Genomic DNA, 22,337 nt, shown 5'->3' on the forward strand with positions numbered 1-22,337 from the left:
TATTCATGGAACGAATTGCTTCTCTTATTGAACAATTACAACAGGCTCTTCAAAGAAACGCCGACGCAGCACAATTGCTGATCCTTACCAATATGCTTCGTGCAGAATTGGAACTGCAATCTCAACAAAAACAAGAAACAATAGGTAGTAACCGTGTATCGGTAGTATTACCTGCTTCAAGAGTAACGTTGCCGGCGCAAGCAGCACCCGAAACTGTTACTGCAACAAGACTTGTTCCGCCATCAGTGGTTAAAGTTGAAGAGAAGCCTGCAGAAAAAATTCTTGAAGTATTACAGATCGATGAAAGTGAAGTAGAAGCCGAATTGGAAGAGATACGTCAGAAAGCTGAGTTTGCAAAAAAAGTAGAAGCGCAGCAACACCAGCATAAGCCGGTTTTATTGTTTGATGAAGAACCGGAAATACCTACACTTATTCATCAGCCGAATTATCAAGAGCCGAAGAAGCCGGCACCTATTTCAAAAGAGGTGAACGAGATGAACAACGGCAAACAATTATCTCTCAACGAGCAACTGGGCGAACATAAAACTGAAGTAGGACATAAACTGAATGAAGGGTCTTCTATTAAAGATCTGAAAAAAGCGATTGGCATCAATGACCGGTTTGTATTTATCAATGAATTATTCCGTGGCGATGAAGTGATGTACGAACGAAGTATCAAGACCATCAATAATTTCTCCATCTATCCCGAAGCACAATACTGGATGGAGCGTGAATTGAAAATTAAATTAGGTTGGGATAATGATCGTCCTGCCACGCAGGAATTTTATGCATTGGTGAAAAGACGTTTCTCCTGAAGCCAACTGAGTATGGCTGCGGTTGCCCCCGCATTTTCTTTTACATAATTTTCTGCAATTGTTCCTGCTGCTGATATATTCATTTGCAGCATAACTTCTTTTAATTCCCTTGAATTGTTAACCGTAAAACTTCCACCCAGTTTTTTTAAGTCTACACTTTCTTTGAACTTTTCAAAATTAGGTCCGGTTATCACAGGCTTGCCATAAACGGCTGCTTCCAAAATATTATGATGACCGCTTTTATTGAAACCTCCTCCTACATGACAAACCGATGCGTATTTGTAGAGGCGGGAGAGATAGCCGATGTTATCAATGATAAGAGTGCGGTAAGTTTTGAGTGGTGAGAGGTTACTTGAAAACTCCGAAAAGGTAATTGCTTTAGGGAACAAATTTTTTAAGCGATTGATATTTTCTGCTTTGATCTCATGCGGCGCAATAATGAGTTTGTGTTGATTGCCTGCCTGCATCCATTCAGCAAGAATGGTTTCGTCTTCAGCCCAGGTGCTGCCTGCCACCATTACAGCATCAGTTCCACAAAATATATCAGCCGGCTCAACCGGTTTCCAATGTTCAGCTGCAGTGATCACCCGATCGAATCTTGTGTCGCCAGCCACAGTTGTTTTGTCGCCCAAGCCAATGCGATCTAATAATTCTTTTGAAGCTGCATTTTGTACAAACAGATGTGAAAACTGATGCAGCATATTGCGGTTAAATCCGCCCCACCATTGAAAGAACGGTTGCGACGAACGAAAAATGCCCGACACTAAAATGGTTTCGATCTTCCTGTTATTTAACTCAGCAAGATAATAATGCCAGAACTCATACTTCACGAAAATCGCCAGCTTCGGCTGAACAATATCGATGAAAGCAGCAGCATTTTCCCTTGAATCAAACGGCAGGTACATCACATGATCTGCTCCCATATAATTCTTCCTTACTTCATAACCCGAAGGAGAGAAGAATGTCAACAGGAGTTTGGAATTGGGATATTGGGATTTGATCCCTTCAATAATTGGCCGACCTTGTTCAAATTCTCCAAGGGAAGCACAATGCATCCAGATAACAGGTTGCCCCGGTTCAGTTTTCCAATTTGCAGCTAATTTCTGCTGCCAGTTTTTACGCCCGTCCACCCATTTTCTGGCTTTGCCGTTCCAATTGGCTGCCAGTTTAATTCCTGTTTTGTAGGCGACCCGAAATATGTTGTAAAAGAAGATCATGCGCCACAAATCTAAGAGGAAAGGAATTGGTGAGAAAAACTTAACTCTTTACACCTGTGTTTCAGAGGCTAAACGCCTTTTTTGCCGTACTTTCGCCCCCGTTTAAACAAGCTTATTTATGCGACCTATACAGATGGTTGACCTAAAGCAGCAATACCTTGCAATTAAGCAGGAAGTAGACGCTGCAGTTTTAGATGTTCTCGACAGTTCAGCCTTTATTAATGGCAAACCCGTGCAGGATCTGGCCGGTGATTTAAGCCAATATCTCGGTTCAAAACATACGATTCCATGTGCGAACGGAACCGATGCTTTGCAGATTGCCATGATGGCATTGAACCTGCAACCTGGTGACGAAGTGATTACAGCTTCGTTTACTTACATTGCCACTGTAGAAGTGGTGGCATTGCTTCGTTTGAAACCGGTCTTTGTGGAAGTTGATCCAAAGACTTTCTGTATTGATCCGGAAGCGATCCGTAAAGCAATAACTCCAAAAACAAAAGCGATTGTTCCGGTTCACTTGTATGGTCATGCCGCCAATATGGATGAGATCATGAAAATCGCTGCAGAACATAATCTGTATGTGATCGAGGATAATGCGCAGGCCATTGGTGCTGATTATATTTATGCCGATGGATCGAAAAAGAAAACAGGTTCAATTGGTACAATCGGCTGCACTTCATTCTTCCCATCAAAGAATTTAGGTTGTTATGGTGATGGCGGTGCGATGTTTACTAACGATGATGCGTTGGCTGATCAATTAAAGATGGTAGCGAACCACGGACAAAAAGTGCGTTACTATCATGAAGTGGTTGGTTGCAATTCACGCCTGGATACTGTACAAGCTGCAGTATTAAAAATCAAACTGAAAAAACTCGATGAATATATAGCAGCACGTCGTAAGGCTGCAGATTATTATGATGCTGCATTTGCAGGTCATAAAAACATCACAACTCCTTATCGTGCCCCGTACAGCAACCATGTGTTTCATCAATACACATTAATACTGGATGGATTTGATAATGTTGCAGAAGTAAGAAATGGGTTGAATGCTTATTTGGCTGAGCAGAAAATTCCGTCGATGATTTATTATCCGGTGCCTGCTCATCGTCAGCAAATGTTTGCATCATTCGGTGGTGCAGATTTTAATTTGCCAATTACTGATTGGTTAACTGATCGTGTAATTTCTTTACCGATGCATACGGAATTGGAAGAAGAGCAATTGCAGTTGATCACAAGCAAATTGTTGGAATATCTTAATACAAAATCATAAACAGAAATTAACAAATGAAAATCGCAGTAGTAGGAACAGGTTATGTTGGATTAGTAACGGGAACTTGTTTTGCAGAAACAGGCAACCAGGTTATATGTGTTGATATTGACAAAAGCAAAGTTGATAAGTTATCGAACGGGCAAATCACTATTTACGAACCCGGTTTGGAGAAAATATTTCTCCGTAACCTGAAGGAAGGTCGTTTGCATTTCACAACCAACCTTGCAGAAGGTGTAAAAGATGCAGCCATTGTATTTCTTGCGTTGCCAACTCCTCCCGGTGAAGATGGTAGTGCCGATCTGAAATACATTTTAGGTGTGGCTGATGATCTTGGAAAAATTCTCACCGATTATAAAGTGATTGTTGATAAGAGTACCGTGCCGGTTGGTACTGCTGATAAAGTGCAGGCAGCTATTGCAAAGAATTTCAAAGGTGCATTTGCAGTAGTAAGTAATCCTGAGTTTTTGCGTGAAGGTGTGGCAGTTGAAGATTTCATGAAACCCGATCGTGTTGTTGTTGGAACAAGTGATGAACGTGCAAAAAAAGTAATGACAGAGTTGTATGCTCCGTTTGTACGCAGTGGCAACCCGGTAATTTTTATGGATGAGAAAAGTGCTGAGCTTACCAAGTATGCAGCTAACTCATTCCTTGCAGTGAAGATTTCGTTCATGAATGAAATTGCACGCTTATGCGAACGTCTTGGTGCAGATGTGGATATGGTGCGGAAAGGTATTGGTAGTGATGAACGTATTGGAAAGCGCTTTTTGTTTCCGGGTATTGGTTATGGAGGAAGCTGTTTCCCTAAAGACGTACAGGCCTTGGTGAAATCGTCAAGCGAAGTGCAATATGATTTTGAAATATTGAATGCTGTGATGAAAGTGAACGAAGAACAGAAATTGTTCCTCATGCCAAAGATCAACTCGTATTTCAATAATGATTTGAAAGGAAAACGTTTTGCATTGTGGGGATTGGCATTTAAACCTAACACAGATGATATTCGTGAAGCACCGGCCTTATACATGATCGATGCGTTAACAGAAGCAGGTGCAACTGTGCATGCATATGATCCTGAGGCTATGCCCAATGTGAAACAAGTAGTTGGTGATAAAATCGATTTTGCACAAAACCAGTACGATGCATTGGAAAATGCAGATGCATTGATCATTGCAACTGAGTGGAGCGAATTCCGCACACCTGAGTTTGAAAAGATTTCTTCTATGCTGAAGAACAAAGTGATTTTCGACGGACGTAACGTATATGACAGAGAACAAATGAAACAACTTGGGTTCTTCTACGAAAGCGTAGGAAGAGAGGCCGTAAAGTAATTCAAATTAACGAATAGCATAATAACAACATAATGGATCGCAAACGAATTTTAATTACAGGTGCTGCAGGTTTTCTCGGTTCGCATTTATGCGACCGTGCAATTAAAGAAGGTTATCATGTAATTGCAATGGATAACCTTATTACCGGTGACTTGAAAAATATTGAACACTTGTTCAAGCTGGAGCAATTTGAGTTCTATCATCATGATATCACCAAGTTCATTCACATACCCGGCAAGCTGGATTATATCCTGCACTTTGCATCACCGGCAAGCCCGATCGATTATTTAAAAATTCCGATTCAGACTTTGAAAGTTGGTGCGCATGGTACGCACAACTGTTTAGGTTTAGCCAAAGCAAAAGGTGCACGCATTCTTGTTGCTTCAACTTCTGAAGTGTATGGCGATCCATTGGTGCATCCACAAACAGAAGAATACTGGGGAAATGTAAATCCTGTTGGTCCACGTGGCGTGTACGATGAAGCAAAACGTTTCATGGAAAGTATTACGATGGCGTATAACCGTTTTCATGGTGTTGAGACAAGGATCATCCGCATCTTTAATACCTACGGTCCACGTATGCGACTCAATGATGGCCGTGCGTTACCTGCGTTTATTGGTCAGGCTTTACGTGGTGAAGATTTAACGGTGTTTGGAGACGGCAGTCAGACAAGAAGTTTTTGTTATGTAGATGATTTGGTGGAAGGCATTTATCGTTTGCTCATGAGTGATTATGATATGCCGGTGAATATTGGTAACCCAACAGAAATTACGTTGAAGGAATTTGCAGAAGAAGTAATTAAACTGACAGGTACTACACAAAAAATTGTTTACAAAGATTTGCCTGTAGACGATCCGAAGCAACGTAAGCCGGATATTACAAAAGCAAAAGCATTGCTTGGTTGGGAACCAAAAGTAAGTCGTGCAGAAGGATTGAAGATTACCTACGAATATTTCAAAAATCTTCCGCAGGAAGAGTGGAGCAAATTGCCGAAAGAGTTTGTCAGCATGAAATGATGAGTAATGAGTAATCAGTGATGAGTTTAAATCTGAAATCAACAATCATTCATGTATCAATCATTAATTAATAAAGAAAAGAAAGTTGCAGTCGTTGGGTTAGGCTATGTGGGATTGCCATTAGCATTGGAATTGGCTGCGCATATGCAGGTGATCGGCTTCGACATCAACAAGAAGCGTATTGACATGATGCAGCGGAACGAAGATCCCAGCAAGGAAGTTGAGGCTGATCGTTTTGCAGGGAAGGATATTGTATTTACAGATGATATCAATGTATTGAAAGAAGCATCTTTCTTTATTGTGACTGTGCCAACGCCGGTTGATGATCATAAAGTTCCGGATCTGACACCGTTGGAAAAAGCAAGTGAGACTGTAGGTAAAGTGTTGAAGAAAGGTGATTATGTGATTTACGAAAGCACAACCTATCCCGGCTGTACAGAGGAAGATTGTATGCCGATTCTTGAACAGTTCTCCGGGTTAAAAGGAAAAGTTGATTTTAAGATTGGTTATTCACCTGAACGAATTAATCCGGGAGATAAACATCATACATTAAGCAACACCATCAAAATTGTTTCCGGTTGCGATGATGAATCGTTAAAGGAAATTGCTGCGGTTTATGAAAGTGTGGTGAAGGTTGGTGTACACCGTGCACCAAACATTAAAGTAGCAGAAGCAGGAAAAATCATTGAAAACGCACAACGTGATCTGAACATCTCATTGATGAACGAACTGTCGATCATCTTCGATCGTATCGGCATCAACACATTTGATGTAGTGGAAGCCGCAGGAACGAAATGGAATTTTCATAAATACACGCCGGGTTTGGTGGGAGGACATTGCATTGGCGTTGATCCATACTATTTAACCTACAAAGCACAGCAACTTGGTTATAATTCAAAAGTAATTGCAAGCGGTCGTTTTGTAAACGATGAAATGCCTCGCTATGTAGCAAAGAAAATTATTCAGCACATTATTAAACATGCGCCAAATCCTGCTACTGCAAAAGTGTTGGTGCTGGGTGCAACGTTTAAAGAGAATGTAGCCGACATCCGTAATTCGAAAGTAGCGGATATGGTAAAAGAATTACTGGAATACAATGTTGCGGTTGACTTTGTTGATCCGCATGCTGATGCAACTGAAGTACATCATGAATATGGATTAACCCTTGCTGAAACTATCGGCAATGGGTATGATGCAATTGTATTGGCAGTAGCACATCATCCGTACACAGCATTTACAGAAGACTACTTGTTGTCTATTGCTAATGAGCAAGCTATGTTTGCTGATCTCAAAGGCATCTACCGTAATAAAATTTCGAAACTCAAATACTGGAGTTTATAATGAGCACATTCGACAAAACAATATTGGTAACGGGCGGAGCCGGCTTTATCGGCAGTCATGTAATTCGCCTGTTTGTAAATAAATATCCCAATTACAAAATTGTAAATGGCGATGCATTGACCTACGCAGGCAACCTGGAGAATCTGAAAGATGTACAGGATAAACCAAACTATGCATTTGCGAAAATTGATATTACAGATGAAGCAGGTGTTGAACAGCTCTTCAATCAGTATCATTTTGATGCAGTGATTCACCTGGCAGCGGAAAGTCATGTTGACCGCAGCATTCTTGATCCATTGGCATTTGTAAAAACAAATGTATTGGGTACTGCTATATTACTGAATGCATGTCGCAAGCATTGGGCTGGTAATCATGAAGGCAAATTGTTCTATCATGTATCAACTGATGAAGTATATGGTTCCTTAGGCGAAACAGGCTTCTTTACTGAAGAAACCCCTTATGATCCGCATTCTCCTTACTCAGCATCGAAAGCTGCGTCTGATCATTTTGTAATGGCGTATCATGATACGTATGGTCTGCCGGTGGTGATGAGCAACTGCAGTAACAACTATGGATCACATCATTTCCCGGAAAAATTAATTCCGTTAATGATCAACAATATCAAAAACAACAAACCGCTCCCGGTTTATGGTAAAGGCGAGAATGTGCGTGATTGGTTGTTTGTAGAAGATCATGCAAGAGCGATCGATACAATTTTCCATAACGGAAAACTTGGAGCAAGCTATAATGTGGGCGGCTTCAACGAATGGAAAAATATTGATCTCGTTCACTTGCTTTGCAGCATCATGGATAAAAAACTTGGTCGGGCAGCAGGTGAAAGCGCAAAGCTCATCACTTATGTAAAAGATCGTGCTGGTCATGATTTGCGTTATGCCATTGATGCAACCAAACTCAATAAGGAATTAGGCTGGAGTCCTTCTTTACAATTTGAAGAAGGATTGGAGAAAACCGTTGACTGGTATTTGAGTAATGAAGAATGGATCAATCACGTAACAAGCGGCGATTACCAGAAGTACTATGATGCGCAATATGAAAAAAGGTGAGTAGTTTAAATCTGAAATCGTAAATCATAAATCTGAAATTTTTCAATGGCTTTTTTACAAACAGGTTTCCCTGGCTTGGTAGTGTTCGAACCAATCGTATTTGGCGATGAGCGGGGTTATTTCTTTGAATCATACAATCAGCAATCTTTTGAAAACGAAGGGTTGTATTACAATTGGGTACAGGACAATCAATCCAGCTCTACTTACGGTGTTATTCGTGGCTTGCATTTTCAAAAAGGCGAACATGCACAAGCTAAACTGGTGCGTTGTTTAAGCGGAAAAATTTTAGACGTGGTAGTCGACCTGCGTAAAGATTCACCCACTTTTAAAAAAGTTTATGCTGTAGAATTGAATGCAGAGAAAAAGAATGCATTGTTAGTGCCCCGTGGTTTTGCACATGGTTTTTCCGTGTTAAGCGAAACAGCTGAAGTATTATACAAGTGCGATAATTTCTACAATAAACAAAGCGAAGGTGGCTTGTTATATAATGATCCTTCGTTAAAAATTGATTGGAAAATTGAAGCTGGTAAAGAGATTGTTTCAGGAAAAGATTTGATCAATTCAACAATGAGCGAATTACAGGAAGATAGTTTTTTTTAACTTTCACATATGGAGAAGCCGGTTATACTTGTTACAGGTAGCAATGGTCAGCTCGGAAAAGAGTTGAAACAAATTGCTGATAACTATTCTCAATTCAATTTCGTATTTGCTTCACGGGAAGATCTAAAGCTTCATCATTTTGGTTTAGTAGAAAATTTCTTTATTGCTGCGAAACCACAGTATTGCATTAACTGTGCTGCTTATACTGCTGTTGATAAAGCAGAGAATGAACAGGATATGGCCATGTTGGTAAACGGCGAAGCTGTTGGCAATCTGGCAGCCATTTGCAAAAAATATCAAACCAAACTCATTCATATCTCAACCGATTATGTGTTTGATGGCGAGAGTGAAACGCCTTACAAAGAAGACGATAAAACTGGCCCTATCAATACCTACGGCAAATCAAAACTTTTAGGTGAGCAATTGTGTATGAAAGAAGATGCAGATGCCATTATTATTCGCACTTCATGGGTGTATTCATCGTTTGGTCACAACTTTGTGAAAACGATGATGCGTTTGATGAATGAACGCAATGAATTGAATGTGGTGAGTGATCAAATTGGTTCTCCAACCTATGCTGCTGACCTGGCAAAAACAATTCTGCATATTATTTCTTCCGGTAAATGGGAGGCTGGTATTTATCATTACAGCAATGAAGGGAAGATCAGTTGGTTTGAATTTGCGCAAGCGATTAAAGAAATAACCGGCAGCAAAGCAGTCGTGCATCCAATTGAAACAGCACAATATCCAACGCCTGCACGCCGCCCCCATTATTCTTTGCTTAATAAAGAAAAGATTAAAACAACCTATGCAGTAGCAGTTCCTGAATGGAAGGAAAGTTTGCAGAAATGCATAACTCTATTGCGGGAAACCAAATAACTCAGCTCAGAAAAGGCAATAAAATCAAAAATCCTCTACATTTTGGAGGGTTTTTGTTGGCCTACCTGGATTCCCCGTCTGAACGAATTCATTCGGGCAGGGAACCAAGACAAACAGAATCAAACCTATTTATTGCAATAAAAAAGCTGAAACAAAAATGTTTCAGCTTTTTTTGTTGGCCTACCTGGATTCGAACCAAGACAAACAGAACCAAAATCTGTCGTACTACCATTATACTATAGGCCAATCTCCCTTTCGGGGTTGCAAAAATAAGGCGATGTACAAGATCAACCAAAAAATTTATCAAATTGGTCAACTCTTGTCTTCCCGGTCTTTCAGTTCTTTGATCTTATCGAGTGCTCCAGCCACCACATCACACATAATGGTGTAAAGGGCACCTTGCTTCGGATTGGCATAAATATATTCCAATGCTTCATTTTCATTCGCAATTTTCATCACCGGAATGGTCTTGTTTACCTTGCGGATACCTTCTTCAAGCAAATCCATAATTTCTTCTGCTGTGCGGCCACGCAGGTTTTTATCACATCGAATGATGATCTCGTCAAAATATTTACCGCTGATCTCACCCAGTTCACGGATATCTTCATCTCTTCTGTCGCCAGTACCGCTGATCACGCCCACTTTGTGTTTATAGTCGAGTTTGCTTACAAACTCGCAAAGCAATTGAAGCCCGTGTGGGTTATGTGCAAAGTCGGCAAGGAACGTGTAATTTTTAAAATGAAAGAAATTCAAACGGCCAGGCGTTAAACTCTCGCCGGGAATAAACGTGAGTAATCCCTGGCGTATATCATCGATACTGATATCACGATAGAGATAAGTGGCAAGTACAGCCGGTAAACAGTTGGCGATATTATGCACTGCTTTTCCTTCGTAAGTAAGTGGAATATCTTTCGCTGCCATCACACGAATTTTCCAGGTGCCTTTCATAATACTGATGAAACCATTTTCATACACCGTTGCTAAACCACCACCAGCGCAATGTTCTTTCATGCGTGGATTGTTCTCATCCATGCTGAACAATGCAACATTACATTTAAGATCATCTTTCATTTTATACACAAGGTCATCTTCTGCATTGAGAATGGCATAGCCATGCGGGAAAACAGTTTCAGGAACAACAGCTTTTACTTTCGCCATTTGTTCAACAGTGTTGATGCCGCCAAGACCAATATGATCAGCTGCAACATTTGTAACAATTGCCACATCGCAATTCTGAAATGCAAGACCTGATTTTAAAATACCGCCTCTTGCACATTCCAATACAGCAAAATCAACCGTCGGGTCTTTTAATACAAAGGTTGATGAGACAGGTCCGGTGCAATCGCCTTTCATCATTAAATGATTCTGGATATAAACACCATCGCTGGTGGTATAACCAACTTTCTTACCTGCACTCTTTGCAATATGTGCAGTTAATCGTGTTGTTGTTGTCTTACCGTTTGTTCCGGTAATGGCGATGATGGGGATACGGCCTACGCTTCCTTTCGGAAACAACATATCAATTACAGGTTCTGCCACGTTGCGGGGCAAACCTTCTGCAGGATCAATATGCATACGGAAACCCGGTGCAGCATTTACTTCAAGTATTGCGCCGCCATTTTCATTTACAGGAGTGCGCAAATCGGTTGCCATAATATCGATACCACAAATATCAAGACCAATGATCTTACTGATGCGTTCGCACATAAACACATTTGCAGGATGTACTTCATCTGTTACATCCGTTGACGTACCACCCGTAGAAAGATTTGCTGTTGTTTTTAGTAATACCAATTCACCTTTTGGCGGAACAGTTTCTAAGCTGTAACCTTTTTCTTCCAGCATTTTCATGGTGCTGCCGTCAACAGTTATTTGTGTCAATACTTTTTCATGACCATAACCACGACGTGGATCTTTATTCGTTTCATCCATCAGCCATTGAATAGTATGTTCACCATCACCAATTACACTCGCAGGTGTACGCAAAGCCGCACAAATAAATTTATGGTTGATGACGAGAATACGAAAGTCAAAACCGGTGATGAACCGTTCAACAATTACACTTCTGCTGTAAGCCTTTGCTGCTTCAAATGCTTTTAATGCCTGTTCTTTATTGGTAATGTTGGTGGTGTTTCCTTTACCGTGATTGCCATCAATAGGTTTGATCACTAACGGATAACCAAATTTTTCAATGGCTTCATCCAAACCAATTTCTGTGCGAATCACAGTTCCCCGTGGTACTGGAATTTCAGCAGCTTCAAGTAATAGTTTTGTTTCTTCTTTATCACATGCAATATCAACGGCAATATTTGATGTGGTTGATGCAATAGTTGCCCGGATGCGTTTTTGATGCACACCATAACCCAACTGTACTAAACTTTGTTTATTCAATCGGATGTAAGGAATATTTCGTTTTGCTGCTTCATCAACAATACATCCGGTAGAAGGGCCAAGTCTTGTATCTTCTCTGATCTCTCTCAGTTTTTGAATATCTTCTTCGAGGTTATATTCTTCTCCTGTAACCAAAGCCTCTGCAATACGCACTGCAGCTTTTGCAGCATATACACCTGCATCTTCTTCCAGGTAAGTAAACACAACATAGTACACGCCTTCTTTTTCGTTGGCACCACGTGTTCTTCCAAATCCTGTATCCATACCTGCCAATGTTTGCAGTTCTAGTGCGACATGCTCTATCACATGGCCCATCCATGTGCCTTCATCAACCCGTTGAAAAAAACCGCCTGGCTTGCCAACACTGCAACGATGTTCATACATACTGGGGAATAATTTTTCCAATCGCTCACGAAAACCGGGAATGTGATTGGTGGGTCGTTGTTCCAGTTCTTCGAGGTCGAGTTTCATTTGTATAAGTTTGGTACGGCGCACACTCCAATAGTTAGGACCACGAAGAATTTTAATTTCAAGAACTTTCATAAATAAGACGGTTGATGTTGTTTCCGAATATATCAAAATTTATCCGATGCTGTTGATAAAAGCATGGCAACGCAGGAAATATTTTCCCCTTAATTTTGTTTGCAACTAAAAATCACAATCATTGCAGTATCCAAAAGGAAAGCTGATCGCTATCGGCGGTGCAGAAGATAAAGGAACCGATCTTGAAGCGGGAGAAATAAACCGCAATAATCTTAATTTTTTCGAGCTGGGTATTCTCAGGCGGGTAGTGGAAGAAGCCGGCGGCATCGATGCCCGTATTGAAGTAATTACAACTGCTTCAACCATTCCTTACGAGGTAGGGGATAACTACATGAATGCATTTGGAAAAATCGGTTGCACAAATATTGGTGTGTTGCATATCCGTAACCGCCAGGATACGGCCAATCCCGAATTTCTTGAACGAATTAAAACATGTAATGCAGTAATGTTTTCAGGAGGTAATCAAATGCGATTGAGTGTAACAGATGGCGGAACTGATTTTTTAGCCATTTTGAAAAAACGTTACCAGGAAGAAACCGGCTTTGTTGTGGCTGGCACCTCTGCAGGTGCAATGGCTATGAGTAAGACAATGATCTATGAAGGCAACGCAGCACGTGCTTATTTGAAAGGTGAAGTGAAAATGACAACAGGTTTAGGATTTATTGATAATGTGATTATCGATAGTCATTTCGAAAAGCGTGGGCGTTTTGTTCGTTTAACACAAGCTGTGGCAACAAACCCATCCTGCATTGGCATTGGCTTGGGCGAAGATACAGGTATGCTTATTACAGAAGGAAATAAGATGGAAGCAATCGGAAGCGGACTCGTGATCATTATTGACGGGCATGAAATGATGCATTCCAATATTGCTGATATTCCCGATGGTAATCCGATCAGTATCGAAAATCTGCGGGTGCATTTTTGTGAAAAAGGCAATGGCTACATGGTAAAAGAACGTAAGTTTCTAATGGAGGCGAAAGATGGCGCATTGATCAAAAAACAAGTACACGTAGAATAAATTAAATTGCTTTTTAAAATCATCGATTCAATCAGCCAAATGAAAAAAATAATTCTGTTCGCTCTTCCCATTTTTATGCTCATGGCATTCACCCGGCAAGATAAAGTCAAAGTCATCTTCTTTGGTGATTCGATAACCCAGGCTGGTGTTAACCCCGGCGGATATGTAAAGCGTATCGACAGTATGGCACGTGTACAGGGAAAAATGAATTATGATTTTATTGGAGCAGGGATTGGCGGTAATAAAATTTACGATCTCTACTTACGGATGGAAGATGATGTGTTATCGAAAAATCCAAATGTAGTGGTGTTGTATATTGGCGTGAACGATGTATGGCACAAAGCCTCTTCCGGTACCGGAACCGATGCAGATAAATTTGCAAAATTTTACCAGGCAGTGATCAATAAGATCAAAGCAAAAAATGCGAAGATCATTTTGTGTACACCTGCTGTAATAGGTGAGAAGACGGATGGCAGCAATCAGCAGGATGGTGATCTTACAGAATACAGTAAGATCATTCGTGGTCTTGCACAAAAGAATGAATTGCCATTGGTTGATCTGCGGAAAGCATTTATTGATTACAACAATAAGAACAACAAAGAGAATAAAGATCGTGGCATTTTAACTACTGATCGTGTTCATCTAAACGCAATTGGCAACCAATTGGTCGCCGATGAAATGTGGAAAGCTATTCAGGCGCTTTAAACAGCAGATACCAAATAATAATTTTTCTTTCCTTTCTGTACAAGCAGGTATTTTTCATGAAGCAGTAAAGAAGCATCAATCTTCATATCAATTGCTTCTACTTTTTTACGGTTGATACTTACACCGCCGCCTTGTACTGTTTTACGTGCTTCACCTTTACTGGGAAAGATGGTTGTTTCTGCTAAGAAAGAAACAACATCAATACCTTCCTGAAGTTTATCTGCAGCAAAATCAAACTTCACCACACCTTCCATTCCTTCGAGATCTTCAACACTCAAACTTTCGGCTGATGCTGTTTGATTGGCGAATAGTTTTTCTGTAGTGGCAACTGCTTCCTTCAATGCTTCTTCACCATGCACAAAATTTGTTACTTCTTCTGCCAGTCTTTTTTGGAGAATACGCTTGCCCGGATCGGCTGTATGTGCAGCGATCAAACCATCTACTTCTTCTTTATCCAGGAAGGTGAAAATTTTGATCCAGCCTTCAGCATCTGCATCACTTGCGTTTAACCAGAACTGGTAGAATTGGTAAGGCGTTGTTTTGGTTGCATCTAACCACACATTCCCCTGTTCAGTTTTGCCAAACTTAGTGCCATCAGCTTTCTTGATCAGCGGACAAGTGAAAGCAAATGCTTCGCCATTTACCTTACGACGTATGAGTTCGGTGCCTGTAGTTATATTTCCCCACTGGTCGCTGCCGCCCATTTGCAGTTTGCAGTTTTTATTTTCGTAGAGCCAGTAATAATCATAACCCTGCATCATCTGGTAAGCAAACTCTGTATAGCTTAGCCCAACCTCACTTTCAATACGTTTCTTAACGCTGTCCTTTGCCATCATGTAGTTGATGGTGATATGTTTACCCGTATCCCGCAAAAAATCGATGAAAGAAATATTTTTGAACCAATCGTAGTTATTGGCCATTTCAGCAGCATTTGCTTTGGAAGTATCAAAGTCAAGAAATTTCTCCAATTGTGCCTTTACGCCTGCTATGTTTCTGTTTAACGTTGCTTCATCAAGCAGGTTGCGTTCCTGGCTTTTGCCGCTTGGATCACCAATCATACCTGTAGCGCCACCCACCAAAGCAATGGGTTTGTGACCAGCCTTTTGGAAATGAACCAGCAGCAAGATCGGCACCAGGCTCCCGATATGCAGACTGTCTGCAGTAGGGTCGAAGCCAATATAAGCCGTGGTCATCTCTTTTTTCAGTTGTTCCTCTGTACCTGGCATGATATCTTGGATCATCCCTCTCCATCTTAATTCTTCGATCAAATGCATGATTGTAAGCGCTATTTTCGGCAAAAGTAGGGCAGCGGAGGCCATTTTACTAAAATTGGAGCAATAAACACTGAAAATCAGCGTTTCGAGAAGCTGGTACTTTCTTAAACAGAGTTTGCTTTCGGCAATAGAATGTTTACTTTTGTCAATGCCTTGAGCAGCTTTCGAGAGAGAGTATGTCTCTTTAATAAGAAACTAATTGTTTATCTGAAAACTGACCGGATGATAACCCGATTAACCCTGATCCTATCTGTTACCCTGTTGATGTGTGTGCGTGCATCCACACAGATCCGTATTTATTCCAACGAATTTTTAAATATAGGTGCTGGCTCCCGTGCTTTTGGAATGGGAGGCGCACAAGTGGCATCTGTAAGTGATGCTACTGCCGGTTATTGGAATCCTGCAGGGTTAACAGCTGTAAAAAATGATCCTTCTTTGTCATTAATGCATGCTGAATATTTTGCCGGTATTGGTAAATACGATTTTGGTGCATTGGCAATTCCCGTTGCAAATAACAAGCGCACGATCGGCCTCTCTTTCTTGCGTTTTGCTGTTGATGATATTCCGAATACACTTTATTTGATCGAGCCTGATGGCAGCGTGAACTATGCCAATCTTCGTTCTTTTTCTTCAGCCGATTATGCTGTGATCTTATCTGTTGCTCAGAAAATTAAAGAAACGGAAAATAAATCCATAAGTGTGGGTGTAAATGCAAAAGTGATCCATCGTAAAGTGGGAAGTTTTGCAACTGCCTGGGGTTTTGGTTTAGATGTTGGTTTTCAAATGAAAGGAAAGAATTGGTCAGTAGGTGCCGCTGCAAGAGATATTACCACCACATTCAATGCATGGTCGTTTACTTTTACTGAGAGAGAGAAAGAAGTATTGTTTCTCACCAATAATGAAATACCTGTTAAGTCAACTGAGTTAACAGCACCTCGCCTGGTGATTGGCGGTGCTTATGATTTTCGTTTCAGAAAAAATCTCTCCTTGAAAGCGGAAGTAAATCTTGATCTCACTTTTGATGGTCAAAGAAATACGGTGATCAGCTCTGATGTGATCAATGCAGATCCAAGAATTGGAGCTGAGTTAAATATCAAAAATGTATTCTTCCTGCGTGGAGGAATTTTTAATTTTCAGAAAACACTCGCTGACGGTGATACACTTAACCAAAAGAAAGTGTGGATCTATCAACCAGGTGCAGGGGCAGGGTTCAAACTTGGTAATTCTTTTTACGTAGATTATGCATTTACAAATCTGGCCAACCAGTCAAATCCGTTATATACACATATCGTATCTCTACGTCTCGACCTTATGAAGCCTAAAAACCAAAAGAAAAAATAACTAGCAATGAAACGCTTTTTACTCTCCGTTACCATATTGTTCTGTGCCATCACAGGAGTAACCGCTCAATCATACATGAATGAGTGGATCGATTTTAATAAAACCTATTACAAATTTAAAGTAGGTGCAACCGGCGTTTACCGCATTTCGCAGGCGCAATTGAGTACAATGGGTATTGCCAATGCTGATGCTTCGCACTTTCAATTGTGGCGAAATGGTCAGCAAGTTCCTGTTTATACGTCTGTTGCAAACGGCACATTACCTTCAAATGGTTTTATTGAATTTTGGGGACAAGTGAATGATGGTAAATGGGAGAAGCGCATGTATCTCGATCCTGGTTATCAGATCAACGATAACTGGAGTTTATTTACAGACACATCTTCTTATTTCCTTACAGTAAATCCGACTGCTGCACAGAACAAGCGCTTTGTAGAAACAACAAATGATCTTTCATCTGGTTTGCCGGCTGAGCCTTACTTCACGCACAAAGCATCACTTTATTATCGTAATGTGATTAACCAAGGTTTTGCTGCCGTAGTTGGCAGTTATGTTTATTCTTCCTCTTTTGATAGAGGTGAAGGGTTTACAAGTGGAGAATTCAGAGCTGCTAATCCCTTGATTTCTTCTCAAACAAATTTGTATGTTGCTCCTTCTGGTCCCAATGCAAAACTGAAATTTTCAGCAGTTGGCCGGGCGTTGAACGTACGCACAGTTCAGGCTTATATAAATGGAACATTGGTAGCTGATCGTGAAATGAATTATTTTAATTCAATTATTGACGAAAATGCGAACAATATTCCTCTTTCACTAATCTCTGGCAATACAGCAAGTGTTGAGTTTCGTGTAAATGTTTTAGATCCTGCAGCGTTGGCGACAGATAGAATTGTGGTTGGCATGTATGAACTAAGTTATCCAAGACAATTCAATTTTGGAGGTCAGGCAAATTTCGAGTTTGAGTTACCGGCAAGTGCAACCGGTAATAACCTGGTTATTGATAATTTTAATTTTGGTGGCTCTGTTGCTCCTGTTTTGTATGATGTAACAAATGGCCATCGTATAACGGCAAGTATTGTTTCGCCAACACAAGTAAGAGTAGTGCTGCCTGCGTCTGCTGCAGATCGTAAACTTATTCTTGTAAGCCAGGATGGTGGAAATATTCGTTCAGTGTCCAATTTCACTGCACGCAACTTCACCAACTATGCATTAGCTGCTAACCAGGGTAACTATATCATCATTTCTAATCCTCGTTTATATGCAGATGCAAGTGGTATCAATCAGGTAGAGCAATATCGTTTATACCGTAGCAGCACATCGGGTGGAGGTTACAATGCAAAAATCTATGATGTTCAGGATATTCTTGATCAGTTTGGTTATGGTGTTAAAAATAACGGGTATGCGCTCAAAAATTTCCTTCGCTTTGCGTATGCAGGGTTTGCTGAGAGGCCATCATATTGTTTCATTATTGGTAAGGGTGTTGTATATACGAATTATCGCACATCTGAATCGACCCCAACTATCGACCAACTGAATTTGGTTCCAACCTTTGGTAACCCGGCTTCAGATATGTCCCTTACTTCCGCAGAAGGAAGCATTGTGCCCAAAATTCCCGTAGGACGTTTAACTGTTATAAATGGCAATGAAGTAAAGGCATATCTCGACAAAGTAAAGACATATGAAGGTTCTTACAACACCAGTTCATGCGTTATTAATGATGAATTATGGAAAAAAAATGTAATTCATGTGTCTGGTGCTAATGATTACCTGGGCGAGCAAATTCGTTTTTATCTCAATCAATATGGCAACGTGTTAAAAGACACCTCTTTTGGTGCAAGCGTTTATTCTTTACAAAAAACCGGCGTGGCGGCGATTCAAACAATAGCCAGCGCAAATATTACCAGACTGTTTGAAGAAGGCTTTTCTCTTCTTACCTATTTTGGGCATTCTTCTCCATCTACACTTGAGTACAATTTATCTGATCCTACAAGCTATCCCTCCATTGGTAAGTATCCTATTTTGTTGGTAAATGGATGCCAGGCAGGTAATATGTTTTTATCGGATGCTTCAAGGCTTACAGGTAACTTAATCATTACTGAAAAATGGGTGTTAACGCCTAACAGAGGCTCGGTTGCATTTATTGCATCAACGCACTTAGGTATTGTGAACTATCTGCATATCTACACAGAGGAGTTTTATAACCAGTTAGCGAAAACAGATGGATATGGAGAGTCAATCGGCAGAATAATGGCAAACGTGAACGATACATTGTCACGCATTTATTCTTTTAATGACTTTTATGTGCGTATGCATATGGAGGAAATTACTTTACATGGCGATCCGGCAATTCGTTTTTTCAGTCATCAAAAAGCCGATTATGCCACTGAGGCTTCAATGGTAAAAATGGCACCTGAATTTATTTCAATTGCAGATACATCTTTCAATGCCAATATTAAGATTGTAAATATTGGCAAAGCAACGGAAGATTCAGTGCGTATCAGAGTCACAAGGATTTTTCCCGATGGTACAACCGCAATTCCATTCGATAAAAAAATCAAGCGGGTGCCCTATGCTGATTCTATACTTCTGAAACTACCCATAGATCCTGTGAGGGATAAAGGAGCTAACAAATTGAAAGTTGAAATTGATCCGGATAACCAGATAGACGAATCTTGTGAAACTAATAATACAGTTACAAAGGAATTTTTCATCTTTGAAGATGAGGTGAGGCCGGTTTACCCTTATAACTATTCAATCATAAACAAGCAAAACATCACCTATTATGCATCAACCGCTAACCCACTTGGTACTTCCAGGAAATATTATTTTGAAATAGACAGTACACAAAAGTTTAATTCAGGATTACGGAAAGCCGATTCAGTTACATCCGTTGGTGGTTCAATATCATTTAAGCCAACAGGTATCAATTTTACTGACAGTACGGTTTACTACTGGCGTGTTGGAATGAAGCCCGATGCAAATTCAGGTATTCTTTGGAACGATTTCAGTTTCGTTTACATATCTGGTTCTGAAACCGGATTTAATCAATCGCATTATTTCCAGCATAAGCAAAACAACTATAAATACATGGTGCTTGATTCATCAAGTCGTTTAATGAACTTCGATTCAACAATAAGGCGAATACAGGTACGAACAGGTATTTTCCCATACTTTGATGCCGGAGGTCTTGATGTTGCAGTAGATTTTACAAATATTGAGCGCTACGGTTGCCGTTACGGATCGTTCCAGTTTTATGTATTTGATGGCAAAACGCTTGAGCCGTTAAAAAATACATTTGGCGGCCAGCCAGGTTTATATAATAGCTTAACAACCTGCGGTGAGGCCCCACGTATTTTCTTTGAGTATTCTTACACACAACAGGCATCAAGAATTCATGCAATGAATTTCCTGAATAATGTTGTGAAAGACGGAGACTATGTAGTTATTACAAACCTCGGTGCTGCCACAGGGGCACTCGTTGATACTGCTGTACTTAAAGCCGACCAGGCAATACTAGGTAGCGGGAATTCCCTTTACCATACGTTGAAAAATTTGGGCTTTACCCAAATTGACAATTTTACGAGTCATTTGCCAATGATCTTCAGTTACAGAAAAAACACACCTTCTTTTATACCACAACAGAAATTTGGATTAACGAACGAACAAGTTGTTGATATAGTTGAAGCACCCGGTTATTATACAAATGGTGCAATTGAATCTCCTTGGTTTGGCCCTGCTAAAACATGGAAGGATTTAAAGTGGAGTGGCTATCCACTCGAAGCAACACCCGGAGATACTACAAGCCTTGATATAATAGGCCGCACAAGCACCGGTATAGAAGTGCTGATGGCCACCATCACTGAAGCAAGGGATACCAGTCTTTCTTTTGTTAACCCGGCTGCGTTTCCATATTTGAAGCTGCGTTTAAATAACAGGGATATTAATAAAGTAACGCCTTATCAATTAAGCAAGTGGAAGTTGTATGCCGATTATGTTCCAGAGGGAGCTATTGCACCAAACATCAAGTTTAATTTAAAAGATACGTTTGAGTTGGGAGAAAGAGTTGATTTTGCAATTGCATTCAGAAATGTTAGCGAAACCGCATTTGACAGTCTTAAACTGAAACTTGTAATTACCAAGCAAAATAATGTACCGGTTGTTATTGATCTTCCAAGGAAAAAACCGCTGATAGCCGGGGACTCAATTATTGTATCTTACCAGTTCGACAGCAAAGATTATCCGGGCAATAACACACTTTACCTGATGGTAAATCCGGACGAAGACCAGGCTGAACAATTCCTGTTCAACAATTTTATCTACAAGAATTTTTATGTTAAACCTGATAATTACAAACCATGGCTTGATGTAACGTTTGATGGAACACATATTCTCAACAGAGATATTGTTTCGGCTAAGCCGCACATTTTCGTACAGCTAAAAGACGATAGTCGTTTCCTTGCTCTTGACGATACCACCGGTATGAAAATTAAAATTCAGTATCCGAAGGTGAATGGTGTTCCCGGGCCTTTGGTTGAATACAAACCACAATCTGACAGCGTGAAATTTACGCCGGCTAATCTTGCCACAGGTAATAACGCATCAACAATTGACCTGTATCCGAAGTTTTTACAGGATGGCGAATATGAGTTAATTGTAACCGGTAACGACAGGAGCGGTAATAATGCAGGTGAATTAGAATACAAAGTGACCTTCCAGGTAATCAACAAGCCGATGATTTCGAACCTGCTTAATTATCCAAACCCGTTCACTACTTCAACTGCTTTTGTTTTTTATATAACAGGGTATGAAGTGCCGCAGAATATGCGTATTCAAATCATGACGATAACCGGTAAAGTAGTAAGGGAAATAACAAAAGCAGAACTTGGCCCGTTAAGAGTGGGACGAAACATCACCGAATTTAAATGGGATGGTACAGATCAATTCGGAAATAAACTGGCAAATGGTATTTATCTCTATCGTGTTATCACAAATCACAACGGAAAAGCATTAGACAAGTATAAAGCTCAAGGCGATAATACCGACGAATACTTTAATAAAGGATATGGTAAAATGTACCTGATGCGATAGTTAAATTTTAAATTAAGAAACACCCGGCAATGTATATTGCCGGGTGTTTTATATTTGGTGATGAAGCTGGCGAAATTAATGGAACATACGTATGGCTGGGTTTTATTGTCGCTGTATTTTATTTTACATGGATGGCAGTATTACAGCAGGTTATTGAGTTTTTCAGAGGTATTCGCAGCCTTTCTGATAATTTTACTTAGCGCTTGCGCTGTTTGGTTTCTTTCTCTCATACTATCGAAATTGCCTGAAAAACGATCTCTCCTTACTACGTTCACTTGTTTGCTTTTATTTTTTACAAACCCTTTAATAACTACTTTCTCAGCCAGACGTTTCCTGCCGGGCGTTAATGAACAAATCGTGTTTATTGTTTTTGCTGTTCTTCTTTTATGGTTCCTATTGAGGTTTGTAAAAGACAGTATTCGCCCTTTAAATAAGCTTGTAAATATTTTTCTGTCA

Annotated in this window: 15 protein-coding genes and 1 tRNA gene; 12 read left to right on the forward strand and 4 right to left on the reverse strand. The window is 40.3% G+C overall.

What is annotated here, in order from left to right; genetic code table 11:
* The first annotated feature begins 5 nt into the window (after positions 1–5).
* The gene (locus H4075_RS06270) at positions 6–815 is read left to right on the forward strand and encodes a hypothetical protein (protein WP_182805168.1); all 810 of its coding nucleotides are present in this window, start codon (positions 6–8) and stop codon (positions 813–815) included.
* Here the strand turns inward: H4075_RS06270 and H4075_RS06275 are convergent.
* Positions 785–2,032, reverse strand: a complete 1,248-nt coding sequence (locus H4075_RS06275) for a 3-deoxy-D-manno-octulosonic acid transferase (RefSeq protein ID WP_182805170.1) — start codon at positions 2,030–2,032, stop codon at positions 785–787. The genes H4075_RS06270 and H4075_RS06275 overlap by 31 nt on opposite strands.
* A gap of 118 nt (positions 2,033–2,150) precedes the next feature.
* Here H4075_RS06275 and H4075_RS06280 point away from each other — a divergent pair, with 118 nt between their 5' ends.
* From H4075_RS06280 to rfbD, 7 genes are read left to right on the forward strand one after another with little or no spacing between them, the layout of a single operon-like run.
* The gene (locus H4075_RS06280; RefSeq protein ID WP_182805172.1) at positions 2,151–3,302 is read left to right on the forward strand and encodes a DegT/DnrJ/EryC1/StrS family aminotransferase; all 1,152 of its coding nucleotides are present in this window, start codon (positions 2,151–2,153) and stop codon (positions 3,300–3,302) included.
* 14 nt (positions 3,303–3,316) lie between these two features.
* Positions 3,317–4,627 carry a UDP-glucose dehydrogenase family protein gene (locus H4075_RS06285; protein ID WP_182805174.1) on the forward strand — a complete coding sequence of 437 codons (1,311 nt, stop codon included), beginning with the start codon at positions 3,317–3,319 and terminating at the stop codon, positions 4,625–4,627.
* Positions 4,628–4,659: 32 nt separating this feature from the next.
* Positions 4,660–5,643, forward strand: a complete 984-nt coding sequence (locus H4075_RS06290; RefSeq protein ID WP_182805176.1) for a UDP-glucuronic acid decarboxylase family protein — start codon at positions 4,660–4,662, stop codon at positions 5,641–5,643.
* Positions 5,644–5,694: 51 nt separating this feature from the next.
* Positions 5,695–6,984: a nucleotide sugar dehydrogenase gene (locus H4075_RS06295; RefSeq protein WP_182805178.1), complete on the forward strand. Its 1,290-nt coding sequence runs from the start codon at positions 5,695–5,697 to the stop codon at positions 6,982–6,984.
* Positions 6,984–8,048: a dTDP-glucose 4,6-dehydratase gene (rfbB, locus tag H4075_RS06300; RefSeq protein WP_182805179.1), complete on the forward strand. Its 1,065-nt coding sequence runs from the start codon at positions 6,984–6,986 to the stop codon at positions 8,046–8,048. The genes H4075_RS06295 and rfbB overlap by 1 nt, the downstream gene beginning before the upstream one ends.
* 45 nt (positions 8,049–8,093) lie before the next feature.
* On the forward strand, positions 8,094–8,648 hold the full coding sequence (gene rfbC / locus H4075_RS06305; protein WP_182805181.1) for a dTDP-4-dehydrorhamnose 3,5-epimerase: 555 nt from the start codon (positions 8,094–8,096) through the stop codon (positions 8,646–8,648).
* Between the two features lie 9 nt (positions 8,649–8,657).
* A complete protein-coding gene (gene rfbD / locus H4075_RS06310; RefSeq protein ID WP_182805183.1) occupies positions 8,658–9,527 on the forward strand; it encodes a dTDP-4-dehydrorhamnose reductase in 870 nt (289 codons plus the stop codon).
* Positions 9,528–9,702: 175 nt separating this feature from the next.
* Here the strand turns inward: rfbD and H4075_RS06315 are convergent.
* A tRNA-Gln gene (locus tag H4075_RS06315) sits at positions 9,703–9,773 on the reverse strand.
* Between the two features lie 66 nt (positions 9,774–9,839).
* Positions 9,840–12,461, reverse strand: coding sequence for a cyanophycin synthetase (cphA, locus tag H4075_RS06320; protein ID WP_182805184.1), 2,622 nt, complete (start codon positions 12,459–12,461; stop codon positions 9,840–9,842).
* A gap of 121 nt (positions 12,462–12,582) precedes the next feature.
* On the opposite strand from cphA, the gene H4075_RS06325 reads away from it, so the two are divergent.
* Together H4075_RS06325 and H4075_RS06330 are read left to right on the forward strand one after the other, a co-directional pair.
* On the forward strand, positions 12,583–13,479 hold the full coding sequence (locus tag H4075_RS06325) for a cyanophycinase (protein ID WP_182805186.1): 897 nt from the start codon (positions 12,583–12,585) through the stop codon (positions 13,477–13,479).
* Between the two features lie 39 nt (positions 13,480–13,518).
* Positions 13,519–14,184 (forward strand): SGNH/GDSL hydrolase family protein, encoded by a 666-nt coding sequence (locus H4075_RS06330; protein WP_182805188.1) that lies wholly within the window; start codon positions 13,519–13,521, stop codon positions 14,182–14,184.
* On the opposite strand, the gene tyrS is transcribed toward H4075_RS06330, so the two are convergent.
* Positions 14,181–15,458 carry a tyrosine--tRNA ligase gene (tyrS, locus tag H4075_RS06335; RefSeq protein WP_182805190.1) on the reverse strand — a complete coding sequence of 426 codons (1,278 nt, stop codon included), beginning with the start codon at positions 15,456–15,458 and terminating at the stop codon, positions 14,181–14,183. The two genes, H4075_RS06330 and tyrS, sit on opposite strands and share 4 nt — an antisense overlap.
* Positions 15,459–15,680: 222 nt before the next feature.
* Between tyrS and H4075_RS06340 the strand changes: the two genes are divergently transcribed.
* Positions 15,681–16,799 (forward strand): putative type IX sorting system protein PorV2, encoded by a 1,119-nt coding sequence (locus H4075_RS06340; RefSeq protein WP_182805192.1) that lies wholly within the window; start codon positions 15,681–15,683, stop codon positions 16,797–16,799.
* A gap of 6 nt (positions 16,800–16,805) precedes the next feature.
* Positions 16,806–21,881 carry a putative type IX secretion system sortase PorU2 gene (gene porU2, locus H4075_RS06345; protein WP_182805194.1) on the forward strand — a complete coding sequence of 1,692 codons (5,076 nt, stop codon included), beginning with the start codon at positions 16,806–16,808 and terminating at the stop codon, positions 21,879–21,881.
* The last annotated feature ends 456 nt before the right edge of the window (positions 21,882–22,337 follow it).

Source organism: Lacibacter sediminis (genome assembly GCF_014168535.1).
Classification (GTDB): Bacteria; Bacteroidota; Bacteroidia; order Chitinophagales; family Chitinophagaceae; genus Lacibacter; species Lacibacter sediminis.